Genomic DNA, 14,865 nt, shown 5'->3' with positions numbered 1-14,865 from the left:
CGGGTCAGTGGTGGCTGGGCGCCACGGGCGCGAAGGCGTTGTAGCCGGTGATGTCACGGCCGACGATCAGCGCCTGCACGGTGTCGGTGCCCTCGTAGGTGTCGATCGCCTCGATGTCGCACAGGTGCCGGGCCACGTGGTAGTCGAGCAGGATCCCGTTGCCGCCGAGCATGTCGCGGGCGTCGGCGAGAATGGCCCGGGCCCGCTCGGTGTAGTGCATCTTGGCCAGCGCGACCCGGGGCATCGAGTACTCGCCCTCGTCGAGGAGCTGGCTCAGCCGGAACTGCATGCACAGCATGTCGGTGATGTCCGCGAGCATCCGGGAGAGCCGGTACTGGACGAGCTGGAACGCGGCCAGCGGCATCCCGAACTGCTTGCGCTGCTTGGCATAGGCCAGTGCCGTCTCGTAGCCGGCGACGGCGGCGCCGATGGACTCCCAGGCGACGCAGAAGCGCGAGGCCAGCAGGACCTTCTCGGTGTCACGGAAGGTGTGGACGTTCGCCAGCCGGTTCGCGGCCGGCACCCGGACGTCGGTGAGGGAGATCTGCGCGTTCTGCACACAGCGCAACGCCGTCTTGCCCTTGATGACCTGGGCGTCGAACCCGGGCGTGCCCTTCTCGACCACATAGCCGCCCACGTGCCCGTCGTCGCCGCGGGCCCAGATGATCGAGTAGTCGGCGAAGGTGGCGTTGCCGATCCACCTCTTGTGGCCGTTGATGACATAGGAGTCGCCGTCCTGGTGTGCGGTCGTCTCCAGCTTGACCACGTCCGAGCCGTGCGTGGGCTCGGTCAGGCCGAAGGCGCCGAGCTTCTCCATACGGGCCATCGGCGGCAGGAAGCGCTCCTTCTGCTCCTCGGAACCCAGCAGCGCGATCGACGTCATGGCCAGGGCCGAGTGGACGCCCATCATGGTCGACATGCTCAGATCGCCGCGGGCCAGTTCGAGGATCACCAGGGCCGCCGTCACATTGCTCATCCCCGGGCAGCCGTAACCGGAGATCTGGAACCCCGCGATGTCCAGCCCCGCCAGCTTGGGCACCAGTTCGAAGGGGAACTCCGCACGTTCCCAGTACGGGTTGATGACCGGCAGGACCTCCTGGTCCATGAATTCGCGGACCTTCGTCTTCAGGGCCCGCTGCTCGTCCGTGAGCAGCTTGTCGAGAAGGAAGTAGTCGGAGTACTCCGGTCCGCCCAGCACAGGCGGCTCGATCCCGGACGAGTTTCCGTTGGGGCTCGGGAGAGCCTGGCCCTGGCCGACCGGTGCGCCGTGTGTCGCCTTCATCTGCCGTTCCTTCCGATCGGGAGGTCCGATGGAGCCAGTACGAACGACGCTAGGAGGGAGCGCAGGCACAGCCACTGGGCGCGGAACACCACGTTGTCCACCGATTTGGTGTCCGTGTACCAACGCGGAACACCCCATGTGCCGCGGTACCAAGGAAGCGTCGGAATCCTGGGCGCGCGGCCCGATGTGCCGGCCCTCCGGTCGGTCGAGGGTTGCCCCAGGCACACCGCCCTTCTCGGACCGTCAGGAGCAGTGATCACTCATGGCAACGCACAGGCCCGTCCACCGTGTGGCGATCGTCGGGACCGGGACGATCGGTGCGAGCTGGGCGACGCACTATCTCGTCCGTGGTTTCGACGTCACGGCGACCGACCCGGCCCCGACCGCGGAGGCGGCCCTGCGGTCGTACGTGGAAGGCGCGTGGGACACGGCCGCCTCGATCGGACTCGCGCCCGGCGCCTCGCCCGAACGCCTCGGTTTCACCGCGGACATGCGTCAGGCCGTCTCGGACGCCGACTTCGTGCAGGAGAACGCCCCCGAACGCCCGGAGCTCAAGGTCAAGCTGTTCGCCGACATCGACGCCACCGCACCCCCGGACGCCGTCATCGCGTCGAGTTCGTCGACGATCACGATGAGCGTCATGCAGGCCGAGTGCCGGCATCCGGAACGGACCGTCATCGGTCACCCCTTCAACCCCCCGCACGTCGTGCCGCTGGTCGAGGTCGTCGGCGGCACGCGGACCGCTCCGGAGACGGTCCGGTACGCCATGGATTTCTACGCCTCGATCGGCAAGAAACCGATCCATCTGAAGAAGGAGTTGCCCGGACACGTCGCCAACCGCATCCAGGCCGCGCTGTACCGGGAGGTCGTGTACCTGGTGCAGGAGGGCGTGCTCGACGTGGCGGACTCCGACGACGCGGTGTCCTGGGGGCCGGGGCTGCGCTGGGGCGTCATGGGTCCCCATCTGCTGTGGCACCTCGGGGGCGGCGAGGGCGGCATCCAGCACTTCATGGAGACCCTCATGCCGGTGATGGTCGAGTCCTGGAAGAAGTTGGGCAACCCCGAGTTCACGCCCGAACTCCAGGAGACCATCGTGAGCGGTGTCCTCAAGGAGGCGGACGGCCACTCGGTCGACGACCTGGCCGCCCGGCGTGACGCCATGCTCTCGGCCCTGCTGGCCGTGCGCGCGCAGCACGACCCGTCCGGTCCGACCGGCACGGCGGCCACTGCGGACGCGAAGGAGGGAACGTGATGGGCGGGAACGTGAGGGGCGACCAGGAAAGGCTGTTCGTGCTGGAGGCGAGCGGCGGCGGCCGGCTGTTCTCCGTGAACCCCGACGGCTCCGACAAGCAGGTTCTCGTCAGCGGGTGCCGGATCCCCGACGGAGTGGCCGTCGACATGTCGGCGGGGCACATCTACTGGACGAACATGGGTGTGCCGTCGGAGAACGACGGCTCGATCGAGCGCGTGGACCTGGACGGCGGCAACCGGACGACGATCGTCCCTGAGGGCGCCACGCACACGCCGAAACAGCTCCACCTGGAGGCCACGGACCGGAAGCTGTACTGGGGTGACCGCGAGGGCATGCGGGTCATGCGCTGCGACCTCGACGGCTCGAACATCGAGACCCTCGTACAGACCGGGCAGGGCGATGAGGACAGCCGCGACGAGACCAAGTGGTGCGTGGGCGTCACCGTCGATCCCGTCGGCGGAAACCTCTACTGGTCCCAGAAGGGCCCCAGCGACGCGGGACTCGGCAGGATCCTGCGGGCCGGACTCGCCGTGCCCGTCGGGGAGACGGCGGCCAGGCGCACCGACATCGAGGTGCTGTTCGAGGAACTGCCCGAACCCATCGACCTCGAAGTCGACCTCAATGAGCGGACGTTGTACTGGACGGACCGCGGGGACCCGCCGAAGGGCAACACCGTCAACCGTTCCCCGCTCGATCCGCCGGACGGTCAGTGGACGTCCGAGATCCTTCTGACCCACCTCATGGAAGGCATCGGCATCGCCCTCGACCCCGACGGCGACCACATGTATGTGACCGATCTGGCCGGGAGCGTCTACGCGGCGGGTCTCGACGGATCGGACCGGAAGGAGATCCTCGCCGCGCAGGGCAACCTGACGGGCATCGCCCGCGCCATGCTGAACACCTAGGCGTGTTTTACAGCCGGCGCTTCCTCCCGAACATGCTCCGGACCTGGTTTCGGCACCGCCGAAACCGATTGAGCGTGCGATCCCGACCGTGGTACCACTTCGTGATTCGTAAGATGATCACGAGACGCACAAGGGGTCGGTGAGCATGGCGCTTGGAGAACTGGTGAAACTGCGGGCGATGGGTCCCGCGGACGGCGACGCGCTGTGGCGCTGGAACCACGACCCTCAGGTCATGCAGTGGATGGACGACACGTACGCCCAGCCGGTGGAGCGCGTCCGCAAGTGGCTGGAGGAGCGCCCCCGCAACGCCTATGGCGACTTGCTCCTTGGCATTGAGGCGCTGGCCGACGGCCAGCTCATCGGCCTGGTCATGCTGAACGACGCGGACCCGGAGAAGGGCATCGCGAAACTCGATATCTACCTGGGCGAGAAGGCGTATTGGGGCCGCGGATACGCCACCGATGCGGTGCGGACGATCTGCCGCTACGGCTTTGAGGACATGCGCCTCCACAAGGTGACGCTGACCGTGGTTACCGAGAACCATGCCGCGCGCAGGGTCTACGAGAAGGTCGGCTTCGTTGAGGAGGGCCGTCTTCGTCAGGTCTTCCGCCGTGACGGCAAGTGGTACGACATGTTCACGATGGGGCTGCTGGCGGGCGAGCTCTGCTGAGCCCCGGTTTAGAGGTGGATCAAGATCTGCCATGATCCACTCGTGGGTCGCGGAGATTTGACGGATGAGCAGTGGGCCGGACTGGAGCCGTTATTGCCGGTGGGTAAGAAGCCGGGACGGCCGCCGGTTTGGTCCAGACGGCAGCTGATCAACGGCATACGGTGGCGGGCCCGGCCCGGTGCCCCCTGGCGCGATGTGCCCGCCCGCTACGGCGAGCGGGAGACGGCCTACGGCCTGTTCCGGCGCTGGCAACGCAACGGCACCTGGAAGCGCATCCTCACCCAACCCTGCGGACCGTCAGGACGCGAACGGCACCTGGGCCGACGGGGCGTCGCTCCTCCCGGAGGGATGGCGCCACAGCCCCTCCGCGGCCAGGCGGGGCAGCACCCCCTCCCCGAACCAGTACGCCTCCTCCAGATGCGGATACCCGGACAGCACGAACTCGTCGATGCCGAGGGCCGCGTACTCCTTGATGCGCGCGGCGACCTCCTCGTGCGAGCCGACCAGGGCGGTGCCCGCGCCGCCGCGCACCAGCCCGATGCCCGCCCAGAGGTTGGGATGGATCTCCAGCGCGTCCCGTCGGCCGCCGTGCAGCGCCAGCATCCGCTGCTGCCCCGCGGACTCGCTGCGCGCGAGCCCGGTCTGCACCGACCGTACGGTCTCCGGGTCGAACCCGTCGAGCAGCCGGTTCGCCTCGGCCCAGGCCTGCTCCGAGGTGTCCCGGGTGATGACGTGCAGCCGGATCCCGAACCGCAGGGTGCGCCCCTGCTCCGCCGCCAGCTTGCGGATCCAGGCGATCTTCTCGGCGACCTGCGCCGGCGGTTCGCCCCAGGTGAGGTATACGTCCACGTACCGGGCCGCGACCTCCCCGGCGACCGGTGAGGACCCCCCGAAGTACACCTCGGGAACCGGGTCCGGCACCCGGGCCAGCTTCGCGTCCTCGACCCGAAGGTGCTCGCCTTCCAGGTCGACGGTCTTGCCCTCCCACAACTTCCGTACGACCTCAAGGAATTCTCCGGTACGGCGGTACCGCGCGTCCTTGTCGAGGAAGTCTCCGTAGGCCCGCTGCTCGTGGCTCTCGCCCCCGGTCACCACGTTGAGCAGCAGCCGTCCCCCGGTCTGCCGCTGGAACGTGGACGCCATCTGCGCGGCGAGCGTGGGCGAGACGAAGCCCGGCCGGAAGGCGACCAGGAACTTCAGCCGTTCGGTGTGCTGGCTGACCATGGCCGTGGTCAGCCAGGCGTCCTCGCACCACGCGCCGGTGGGGGTGAGCGCCCCCACGAAGCCGAGGTCCTCCGCGGCCTTGGCGATCTGGCTCAGATAGGCGACCGTCGGCGGCCGGTCCCGGCCGGAGGCCGTCGCCGGGGTGCCGTGACCGCCGCCGACGACATGGCGGCTGTCCCCGTTGGTGGGCAGGAACCAGTGAAAGGTGAGGGACACGAGGGTTTCTCCGATCGAGAGGGGGCCCTGGGGCGTCACAGCAGGCCGTGGCGGGGCGGCAGGGTGCCGCTGAGCACGTACCGGCCGATGTGCTGGATCTTCCAGCGCGGCGGATCGTGCAGGGTGTGGGTGCGGGCGTCCCGCCAGTACCGGTGCAGATTCAGGGAGTTGAGCGCGGAGCGGGTCCCGGACACCTCGAAGAGCGCCCCGGCGACGGCCACGGCCGCCTCGGCCGCCTGCACCTTCGCGGCGGCCACGGCGATGGACGCCTCGGCGGCCGACTCGTCGGTGAGCCGGACGGCCGCCGCGTCCACGGCGCGGGCTCCCTCCCGCAGCAGCGCCTCGGACGCCCTTGTCAGGAGGGCGATTTCACCGAACCGCTGGATCAGCAACGGGTCCTCGGCGGCGGTCTCCACGCCGCTCTCGAACCAGGGCCGGCTCTTGGTGCGCACGAACTCCGCCGCCTCGGCCACCGCGGCCCCGGCGATCCCCACGTCGATGGCGGCGTGCAGCAACTGTGCCACCGCCCCGTGGAGTTGCGGACCCTGGAAGGTCAGGTGGTGGGGCAGCACCCGGTCGGCGGGCACCGGAACGCCGTCCAGCCGGACCGTCCCGCTGGCGGTCGTACGCTGCCCCATGCCGTCCCAGTCGTCGACGACGGTGAGGCCGGGCGCGTCCCGGGGGACGTACGCGACATGCAGGTTGTCGTCCTCCGCGCGGGCGAGGACGGGGATCCAGTCGGCGAAGAGGGCGCCGGTGGAGTAGTGCTTGACGCCCTGCAGCACATAGGAGCCGTCTTCCGTGCGTTCCAGCCGGGTCCGGATGTCCTGAACGTGCTTGGTGCCCGCCTCGGACTGCGCGTTCCCGAGCCGGCCGCCCGCGAGCAGCTCGGCGAAGAAGAACTTCCGCTGTTCCTCGGTTCCCTGACGGAGTATCACATTGACGTACACGAAGTGGCTCTGCGGAATCTGGGCGAGGCTCGCGTCGGCCGAGCCGAGCAGCCGGAAGATCTCGGCGAGGGTCAGCGCGCCGACGTCCGCTCCCCCGTACTCGGCGGGGACGGTCACAGCCAGCAGGCCCGAGGCCGACAGCCGGTCCAGCTCGGCGCGGGGCAGCCGGCGTTCGGCGTCCCGCTCGGCCGCCCCGGCCCGGAACTCCTCGGCCAGAGCCGCCGCCACGGCGAGGGCCTCCGCCTCGTCGGTGATGACATGTGCGGTCATCGGTTCAGCCCGCCGCGGCGAGAACGGGCCGCCGGCCGAGCGCGGCCGAGAACTGGTCCACGATCGGGTGGAGCGCCTCGCTGACGGCCGGTGCGAGGGCAAGCGTGCCGTCCTCGCGTACGGTGATGTCCTTGTCGAGGGTGAACCAGCCCTGGACTATATGGGCGGCGCCCATGGAGCTGAGCACCGGGCGGAGCGCGTAGTCGATGGCGAGGACATGCGCTGTGGAACCGCCGGTGGCCAGGGGCAGCACGGTCTTGCCGGTGAGCGCGTACTGCGGGAGCAGGTCCAGCAGGGCCTTGAGCACACCGGAGTACGACGCCTTGTAGACCGGGGTGCCGACGACCACTCCGTCGGCCCGGGCGAACAGCTCGGTCGCCTCGACGATCGCCGGGTGCCGGAAGTCCGCGCCGAGCAGGGCCTCGGCGGGGACGGTGCGGATGTCGAGCGGGATCACCTCGTGCCCGTGGGCGATCAGCCGCTGGTCCAGATGGCGCAGCAGCCGGGCGGTGCGCGAGGAGGCGGAGGGGCTGCCGGAGACGGAGAGGACGGTGGCCATGAGTGCCTCTTTCTGGGAGCCCGGGAACCCGTACGGGACGGGCGCCCGGCGGGGGACGGTCAGGCGTGGGCCGGGGCGGGCTCGGGCGCGCGGTCCGGGAGTCCGGCCTCCAGTTCGCGGACCAGGGGCAGCACGCGCTTGCCGAAGTACTCGACCTCCTCGTGGTAGTGCAGGAAGCCGAGCAGAAAGAGGTCGACGCCGAGCTGCTTGTAGGCGACGATGCGCTCGGCGATCTGCTCGGGGGTGCCGATCAGCCCGGTACGGAAACCGTCGTTGTACTGGACGAGGTCCTCGAAGGTGGAGTCCTGCCACATGCCCTTGCCGTCCGCGCTGGACTGGCCGGCCTGTTTCACGGCCGCTCCGAAGCCCTCGACGGCCTCGCTGTCGGCCTTGGCGATGACCTCGCGGAGGGTGTCGCGGGCCTCGGCCTCGGTGTCGCGGGCGATGAGGAAGCCGTTGAGGCCGAACCCCGGTGCCGTACGGCCGGCTTCGGTGGCGGACTTGCGGACGTCGTTGATCTGCTCGGTCACCCCGTCGAAGTCCTTGCCGTTGGAGAAGTACCAGTCGGAGACGCGGCCGGCCATGGTGCGCGCGGCGGTGGAGTTCCCGCCCTGGAAGATCTCGGGGTGCGGGCGCTCGGAGGTGTTGAGCGGCTTGGGCTTGAGGGAGAAGTCCCGCAACCGGTAGAAGTCGCCGGCGAGTTCGGTGTGGTCCTCGGTCCAGATCTGACGCAGGGCGCGGATGAACTCCTCGGCTCGGCGGTAGCGCTCGTCGTGCTCCAGCCAGGGCTCGCCGAGTGCGGTGAACTCCCCCTTGAACCAGCCCGACACGACGTTCACGGCGAACCGGCCGTTCGAGAGGTGATCGGCGGTGGCGCCGAACTTGGCGAGCACGCCCGGATGCCACAGACCGGGGTGGACGGCGGCGATCACTTTCAGGCGCTCGGTGGCGAGCAGCAGCGCGAGGCTGAAGGCGGTCGACTCGTGCTGGTACTCGGCGCCGTAACTGGCCATGTAGCGGACCTGGCTGAGCGCGTAGTCGAAGCCGTTGTTCTCGGCGAGCACGGCGAGTTCTCGGTTGTAGTCGTACCCCCAGTCGGTGCGCTGCTCGATCTTGCTGGTGACGAGTCCTCCGCTGACATTGGGGACCCAGTAGGCGAATTTCAAGGGCGCGGCGGGCATGCGGAACTCCTGTTGCGAGTTTTCGGGCACACCGGAATTCAAAGGGCGCACCATGCGATCAATACGATCGATGCGATCGGTGCGCAGGCACGGTGAATTCAGGCGGAAGGGCGCGGAAAGGCGGGTGCGGCGGATCGTGGGCCGGTGATCAGGCCGCGGCGCAACAGGAGGCGCTGGAGACGCGCGCGAGGTCGACGTGGCGTCGCCGCGTGAGGTCCAGTCGCATCTTCATGCCGTCGATGGTGGCAGCCGGCTCCGAGAGCCGTCAAGGAAAACCCGACCGGTCTCGTATCGCGGACCATTGAATTTCACGAACATGTGACAGGGAAACCCTTGAACACGCGCCGAATGGCGACGCATTCTGCCGGGGTGCGGACCGAACAGCTGGAATACATAGCGGCCGTGACCCGGCTCGGCTCACTGCGCCGGGCGGCCGACGAACTGCGTCTGTCGCAGCCCGCGTTGAGCGAGACCGTCCGGAACCTGGAACGGGAGCTGGGCGTCGACCTGCTGGAGCGCAAGCGCACCGGGGCGACCATGAGCGCGGCCGGACAGGAGCTGATGCCGCGCATCGTCGAGGTGCTGGAGGCGGTGGACCGGCTGCGGGTGGCGGCGGGCGAGCAGCACCGCATCAGCCGTATGGTGCGCGTCGGCACGGTCAACGCGGCGACCGTGCCCCTGCTCATCCCGGTGCTGCGGGACTTCCGGGCCACGCATCCGCTCACCCAGGTCGAGGTGGTGGGCGCACAGCAGACGGAGATCCACCGGGGCCTCGCCGAGGGCGGTCTCGACCTGGGACTGGTGAACCACCTCGACGGCGACGACGTACCCGCCGGCTTCGAGGCCACCGAGCTGCTGCGCGGCCGTCCGGTGGTGTGCGTACGGCCGGACAGCCCGCTCGCCGGCCGGACCGAGGTGTCGGTCGACGACCTGCTCGCCGTGGGGCTGATCGCCATGCGCACGGGCTATGTGATGCACCGCTATGTGCACCGGCTGCTGGCGGACCGTACCCCCGTCTTCTCGTACTCCACCGACGGTGCCGAGATGGGGAAGCTGATGGTCGCGGAGGGGCTCGGGGCAACGGTGCTGCCGGACTTCAGTGTGGTCGGGGACCCGCTGGAGCGCGCCGGGACGATCGTGTACCGGCCGCTGGCCGGGGACGCCACGGAGGTGGTGCTGACGCTCCAGCGCCGACGGGCCGAGGCGGTGCCGCAGGCGGCGCGGGACCTGCTGGAGACGTTCGTGCACCGGGCCCGCGACCTGGGCGGGACGGTCGCGCGGCGACCCTGACCTGCCTCTTCCTGGCATGTGCCGACACCCACCCGTCCCGACCGCACACATGGAAGTGGTGCACCTGGCATCCCAAGCACCGGGATCTCCCCGTCATTGCGGTCCGTCTCTCCCCTGCCTGCTGACCCACGTGCCCGGCCGGGGAGGCGATCGAGATCTGGAAGCAACGGGTCCGACGAGTTCGACCTGAGGTATCCGGTCCATGCAGATGCCCGTGGGTTGAGGACTGGGTGGCTGCCTCCGGTCGACCGTTTTACCGTGGATTACGCAGAGATAACCGATTTCATTGGGCCTCCAGCCCCATAAATGCCCAGTTCAGCCCCCGTCTGGCAGGTAGGGACGGTCACCAGGAACAGGTCGGCCCCCGGGGTGGCGATCGTGCCGTCGATCGCGTCGGCCGGCAGCGGCATCCGTGCGCTGTCCTGACGCTCTGGATCAGTGCGCGGGTGGTGCACAGCCGCTACGGGGATCGCTTCGGCCGTCCAGCCTGAGTGATCGTTTCGGGCGCTCATCCAGGTCAACTCGTCCATGTCCAGGGAGCGGCAGTGCGTATCGGAAACCTCTCCGGCCGACTGGCTCTGTTCACCGAGCAGGGTGTGGTCGATGTCGAGAAGGCCAGTAACGGCAGGTTCGGACCTGAGCCGCAGGCGGTCTACCACGTTTGGGAAGACTTCCTGGACTGGGGCAGGGACACCCAGCTGAGCGGCGCGTCCACCTTCGATCCCGCCGATCTTGGGTCGCCGACCCCGGCGCCGCCCCAGTTGTTCGGCATCGGCGTGAACTACCGCGAGCACGCCGAAGAGACCAAGCTGGACACTCCGGACAAGTTCCCACCGGTGTTCACCAAGTTCCGCACATCGATCAGCGGACCGTTCACCACGGTGACGTTGCCCGAGGGCGGCCACACCGACTGGGAGGTGGAGTTGGTCGCGGTGATCGGCCGACGCGCCGAGCGGGTGTCCGCCGCCGACGCGTGGTCCTACGTGGCCGGGCTGGCCGCTGGCCAGGACCTCTCCGAACGGATCCGGCAGATCGAGGGCCCCGCGCCGCAGTTCAGCCTGGGCAAGTCGTTGCCCGGGTTCGCCCCGATCGGGCCGTGGGTGGTTACCGTGGACGAGTTCGAGAACCCGGACGACCTCGAGCTCGGCTGCGCCATCGACGGTGAGACCGTGCAGCACTCCCGCACCAGCAACCTGATCTTCTCGGTTCCCCAGCTGATCGAGGGCCTGTCAGCGACCCTGGCGCTGCTGCCCGGTGACGTGATCTTCACCGGCACCCCGGCCGGCGTCGGCATCGGCCGCAACCCGCCGCGCTGGCTGCAGCCGGGCGAGGAGCTGATCAGTTATGTAACCGGCATCGGCGAGCTTCGCCAGCGTTTCGTGAGCGCCTGAACCGGGAGCGGCGATCCGCTATCGGCCATCATCCCGAAAGGGGCAGGGCCCATGGCATACTCGGATTACAGATATTTCCGGTTCGAGTTTAATTCCGGGGTGGCATTCGTCACCCTCGATTACCCGCCGATAAATCTCCTTGACGAATTTCTTTCACCGGAGTTCGACAGGCTCGGCAGGGAACTCGAGGCGGATGAGAGCGTCCGGGTCGTGGTCCTGCAGAGCGCGATTCCCGAATTCTTCATGGCGCACTCCGGCCTGGGCCGGGTTGGAGCGGCTCCGTCCACCGTTTCCCATACGCCCAGCTTTCGTCTCACGCAGGTGATCGGCGAACGGTTCCGGAACATGCCCAAGGTGAGCATCGCAAAGATCGAGGGCCGGGCCAGGGGCGGAGGCAGTGAGATCGCGCTGGCCATGGACATGCGTTTCGCAGCCCTCGGCAAGGCGATCTTCGGCCAACCGGAAGTAGCGATGGGCCTCGTTCCGGGCGGCGGTTCCACGCAGAGACTGCCGCTGCTCATGGGGAGGGGGCGCGCCTTGGAGGTGCTCCTGGGGTGCGATGACATCCCGGCAGACGTGGCAGAACTCTACGGCTATATCAATCGGGCACTGCCGGCGGACGAGCTGACGCCTTTTGTCGAGAGGTTGGCTCGCCGTATCGCAACCTTTCCTCCGCATGCCATTGCACACGCCAAGGCGGCCGTGGATGCCGGAGTATACGGTTCGCTTCCTGAGGGGCTTCTGGTGGAGGCCCACGAGTCCGATCTGAGTGTCGCCAGCGACGTGACGAAGGCGCGCATCAAGGAAGCAATGAAGGCCGGCGCCGAAAAATTTGAAGGCGAGTTGGATGTTAACTTCCTGACGAATCTCTCCGGCCCGCCGTCCGCCTGAACAACAAGGGGACCCTGCCCTGGTCCGCCACGGACACCGCAATGCCCCGCCGGGCCATTGGAGGCCGTCGCATGAGAAAGCTCTTCACCCCCGAGGCCGGCCGCATCGGACGTCCGGACGGGCCGGTGCAGCCCGATGCGGTCGGCGTCGAACACCTCGGTGGCTCACCGGCCGGCCTTGCCCGCGATCTCACCGGACTGCTGGGCTCCGAGCAAGTCCTGCACCGGCTCTCGGATCTGGCGCGCTATGCCTCCGACGCGAGCCCCTACCGGCTTCTTCCGCAGGAGGCATGCGGTGCTCGCTGCCCAGGAACGCCTACCACTGCGTATCCGCGATCACCTTCGTGCTCCCCTCCGGAACCACGATCCACACTGAATCCCCCGACGCCGAATCCGCGTTCCGAAAAGCCGAGCCGAAATTGGCCGACGGTCTGCTGGCCCTGCGTGCGGAAATACTCGCCGATGAGGAACTCGTCGAGCGGATCAGGCACAAATACACCATCCGCAACACCACCGGATACGCCCTCAACGCCTTTCTCGACGCAGAGACGCCACTGGAGATCTTCCGTCGGTTGCTCGTCGGTTCGGAAGGAACCCTGGCCTTCATGGCCGAGGTCGTGTTGGACACCCTCCCTGCCCCCGGGCTGACCACGGTGACGTGGATCGCCACCGAATCCATCGATGCGGCGGCACGTCTGGTCCCCGCGCTGGTCGGCCTGGGCGCGGAGGCGGTGGAGTTGCTGATGGCGCCCGCGTTGACCGTGGCGGCGCAGGCATACCAGGGCGCCCCCGCCTACTGGCGCACCCTCGATCCCAAGGCGGCTGCTCTCCTCGTGGAGTTCCGCGGCGAGGCCGATGCACTCGACGACGCCGAGCAGCGGGTCCGCGAAGTTGTCGCGGACACCACCTTGCTGGATCCGATCGAATTCACTCGGGACGAGGAACTCATCGAGTGCAACTGGCGGGTGCGCGAGGGCCTGCTCGGCATCGTCGGTCACCTGCGACCGGAAGGAAGCGCAGTCATCAACGAAGACGTGTGCTTCCCTCCCGCGCGTATCGCCGAGGGTGCCCACGACCTCCAACAACTGCTCGGCAAGCACGGATTCCTCCCCGGGGTCGCAGGCCACGCCGCCTACGGCAACCTGCACTTCACCTTGACTCCCGTATTCACCGAGGAAGCCGACAAGGAGCGCTACGGGGCATTCATGTCCGACCTGGTCGAGCTGATCATCGGAAAGTACGACGGCTCACTCAAGGCCGAACACGGCACCGGGCGCAACATGGCGCCCTTCGTCAAACAGGAGTGGGGCGCCAAAGCGACCGACATCATGTGGCGGCTGAAGCGTCTCGCCGATCCACACGGAATCCTCGGACCGGACGTCATCCTGACGGCCGACGAGGAAATCCACCTCAAGGGTTTCAAATCCACGCCCAAGATCGAAGAAGCAGCGAACCTGTGCATCGAGTGTGGGTTCTGCGAGGCCGTGTGCCCCAGTCGCAATGTGACGACGACCCCTCGGCAACGGATCGCCCTCCGCCGGGAGATGGCCCGGCAACCCGAGGGTTCTCCGGTGCTCGCACGGCTGCAGGCCGAATACGAATACGACGGCATAGAGACGTGCGCCGCCGATGGAACGTGTGCCATCCCGTGCCCCGTGCAGATCAACACCGGGGACCTGATGAAGGGATTCCGCCGTGCCGAGTCCACCGCTTCCCGTGAGCGCGCCGGGCTGGCGGCGGCCAAGCACTGGGACAAGGTCGAAAGACTGGCACGCGCAGGGATGTCGGCGGTCCACGGCGTCCAGTCCCGCATGGACGTGAAGGTCCTCACGGAGCTGACCAACGCGGCACGATTCGTCGCCAGCAGCGATCTCGTCCCGTCGGTACCGGGTTCCATGCCGCGCCCGGCACCCGCCCGCCTCCCGCATACCGAACGGCGGTCCGCGCGTGCGGTGTACTTCCCGACCTGCATCAACCGCATCTTCGGGCGCGACCCCGACAAGCCGGCCACGCCGTCACTCCCAGAGGCGTTCGTCACGCTCTCCGCCCGCGCCGGCATGCCCCTGTGGATACCCGACGACGTGCACGGACTGTGCTGCTCGACGCCCTGGGCGAGCAAGGGTCTCACCGACGGACACCTGTGGATGGCGGAGGCGATCTGCGACGCCCTGTGGCGGTGGAGCGATCACGGCTCGCTCCCGATCGTGATCGATGCCGCGTCCTGCACCCACGGGCTGCTCGATGATGTCGCCCAGCACGTCGATGACGCGCGGCGCGCTCACATGGAGGCCATGAACATCCAGGACTCGATCGTCTGGTGCCGGGACCTGCTTCCGCGTCTCTCGGTGAACCGCAAGCTCCAGACGGTCGCACTGCATCCGACGTGTTCCACGACCCACCTCAAACTCAACCGGGACCTCCAGACCATCGCGTCCTTCCTGGCCGACACGGCCATGGTGCCCGTCGGCACCACCTGCTGCGGTACCGCGGGAGACCGCGGTCTGCTCCACCCGGAGTTGGTGGTCTCCGCGACACGGGACGAGAAGGCCGGACTCGACGCCTCTCCGGCCCAGGCGTACCTCTCGGCGAACCGCACGTGCGAAATGGGTCTTCGACACGCTACCGGGCGGCCGTACGAGTCCTTCGTTTTCCTCCTCGAAGAACTCACCAGACCCTCCTGAGCAGGCATTCCTGAACGACCTCGACCGTTCTGATCGAAGACGTTCTCGACGGTGCCGAGTTGCGCTGTATCGACCCCCGCTCGAAGCGGGCCGAGCCTCCACCC

14 protein-coding genes and 1 pseudogene are annotated in these 14,865 nt (G+C 68.2%); 8 read left to right on the top strand and 7 right to left on the bottom strand.

The window, feature by feature from the left end; translation table 11 throughout:
• Positions 1–4 precede the first annotated feature (4 nt).
• On the bottom strand, positions 5–1,282 hold the full coding sequence (locus tag ACWGJB_RS16010) for an acyl-CoA dehydrogenase family protein (RefSeq protein ID WP_453380767.1): 1,278 nt from the start codon (positions 1,280–1,282) through the stop codon (positions 5–7).
• Between the two features lie 262 nt (positions 1,283–1,544).
• On the opposite strand from ACWGJB_RS16010, the gene ACWGJB_RS16005 reads away from it, so the two are divergent.
• The 4 genes and pseudogenes from ACWGJB_RS16005 to ACWGJB_RS15990 form a co-directional block, all read left to right on the top strand.
• The gene (locus ACWGJB_RS16005; RefSeq protein ID WP_453380766.1) at positions 1,545–2,534 is read left to right on the top strand and encodes a 3-hydroxyacyl-CoA dehydrogenase NAD-binding domain-containing protein; all 990 of its coding nucleotides are present in this window, start codon (positions 1,545–1,547) and stop codon (positions 2,532–2,534) included.
• Positions 2,534–3,439, top strand: coding sequence for a 3-hydroxyacyl-CoA dehydrogenase (locus ACWGJB_RS16000; RefSeq protein ID WP_453380765.1), 906 nt, complete (start codon positions 2,534–2,536; stop codon positions 3,437–3,439). Before ACWGJB_RS16005 ends, ACWGJB_RS16000 begins: the two co-directional genes overlap by 1 nt.
• Before the next feature lie 145 nt (positions 3,440–3,584).
• Positions 3,585–4,109, top strand: coding sequence for a GNAT family N-acetyltransferase (locus ACWGJB_RS15995; RefSeq protein ID WP_453380764.1), 525 nt, complete (start codon positions 3,585–3,587; stop codon positions 4,107–4,109).
• Between the two features lie 42 nt (positions 4,110–4,151).
• Positions 4,152–4,373, top strand: a pseudogene (locus ACWGJB_RS15990) (transposase); the annotation flags it as partial.
• Between the two features lie 33 nt (positions 4,374–4,406).
• On the opposite strand, the gene ACWGJB_RS15985 reads toward ACWGJB_RS15990, so the two are convergent.
• From ACWGJB_RS15985 to ACWGJB_RS15965, 5 genes are all read right to left on the bottom strand, one after another.
• Entirely contained in the window at positions 4,407–5,549 is a 1,143-nt protein-coding gene (locus ACWGJB_RS15985; RefSeq protein WP_453380763.1) for an LLM class flavin-dependent oxidoreductase, read from the bottom strand.
• Between the two features lie 35 nt (positions 5,550–5,584).
• On the bottom strand, positions 5,585–6,769 hold the full coding sequence (locus tag ACWGJB_RS15980) for an SfnB family sulfur acquisition oxidoreductase (protein WP_453380762.1): 1,185 nt from the start codon (positions 6,767–6,769) through the stop codon (positions 5,585–5,587).
• Positions 6,770–6,773: 4 nt separating this feature from the next.
• On the bottom strand, positions 6,774–7,328 hold the full coding sequence (gene ssuE, locus ACWGJB_RS15975) for an NADPH-dependent FMN reductase (protein WP_453380761.1): 555 nt from the start codon (positions 7,326–7,328) through the stop codon (positions 6,774–6,776).
• A 59-nt stretch (positions 7,329–7,387) separates the two neighbouring features.
• Positions 7,388–8,509 (bottom strand): dimethylsulfone monooxygenase SfnG, encoded by a 1,122-nt coding sequence (sfnG, locus tag ACWGJB_RS15970; RefSeq protein WP_453380760.1) that lies wholly within the window; start codon positions 8,507–8,509, stop codon positions 7,388–7,390.
• A gap of 148 nt (positions 8,510–8,657) precedes the next feature.
• Positions 8,658–8,735 (bottom strand): putative leader peptide, encoded by a 78-nt coding sequence (locus ACWGJB_RS15965; protein ID WP_350786652.1) that lies wholly within the window; start codon positions 8,733–8,735, stop codon positions 8,658–8,660.
• A 143-nt stretch (positions 8,736–8,878) separates the two neighbouring features.
• Between ACWGJB_RS15965 and ACWGJB_RS15960 the strand changes: the two genes are divergently transcribed.
• Positions 8,879–9,799, top strand: a complete 921-nt coding sequence (locus ACWGJB_RS15960) for a LysR family transcriptional regulator (protein WP_453381005.1) — start codon at positions 8,879–8,881, stop codon at positions 9,797–9,799.
• A 263-nt stretch (positions 9,800–10,062) separates the two neighbouring features.
• On the opposite strand, the gene ACWGJB_RS15955 is transcribed toward ACWGJB_RS15960, so the two are convergent.
• Positions 10,063–10,329 carry a hypothetical protein gene (locus ACWGJB_RS15955; protein ID WP_453380759.1) on the bottom strand — a complete coding sequence of 89 codons (267 nt, stop codon included), beginning with the start codon at positions 10,327–10,329 and terminating at the stop codon, positions 10,063–10,065.
• A 15-nt stretch (positions 10,330–10,344) separates the two neighbouring features.
• On the opposite strand from ACWGJB_RS15955, the gene ACWGJB_RS15950 reads away from it, so the two are divergent.
• From ACWGJB_RS15950 to ACWGJB_RS15940, 3 genes are all read left to right on the top strand, one after another.
• Complete coding sequence (locus tag ACWGJB_RS15950) at positions 10,345–11,190, top strand: fumarylacetoacetate hydrolase family protein (RefSeq protein ID WP_453380758.1); 846 nt, start codon at positions 10,345–10,347, stop codon at positions 11,188–11,190.
• Positions 11,191–11,241: 51 nt separating this feature from the next.
• Positions 11,242–12,081 carry an enoyl-CoA hydratase/isomerase family protein gene (locus ACWGJB_RS15945; RefSeq protein ID WP_453380757.1) on the top strand — a complete coding sequence of 280 codons (840 nt, stop codon included), beginning with the start codon at positions 11,242–11,244 and terminating at the stop codon, positions 12,079–12,081.
• A 289-nt stretch (positions 12,082–12,370) separates the two neighbouring features.
• Positions 12,371–14,761 (top strand): FAD-binding and (Fe-S)-binding domain-containing protein, encoded by a 2,391-nt coding sequence (locus ACWGJB_RS15940; protein WP_453380756.1) that lies wholly within the window; start codon positions 12,371–12,373, stop codon positions 14,759–14,761.
• Positions 14,762–14,865: the final 104 nt, after the last annotated feature.

The organism is Streptomyces sp. NPDC054813, assembly GCF_053611365.1.
The sequence above is the reverse complement of the archived record's forward strand: the minus strand, read 5'-3'. Positions and strand labels throughout refer to the sequence as shown.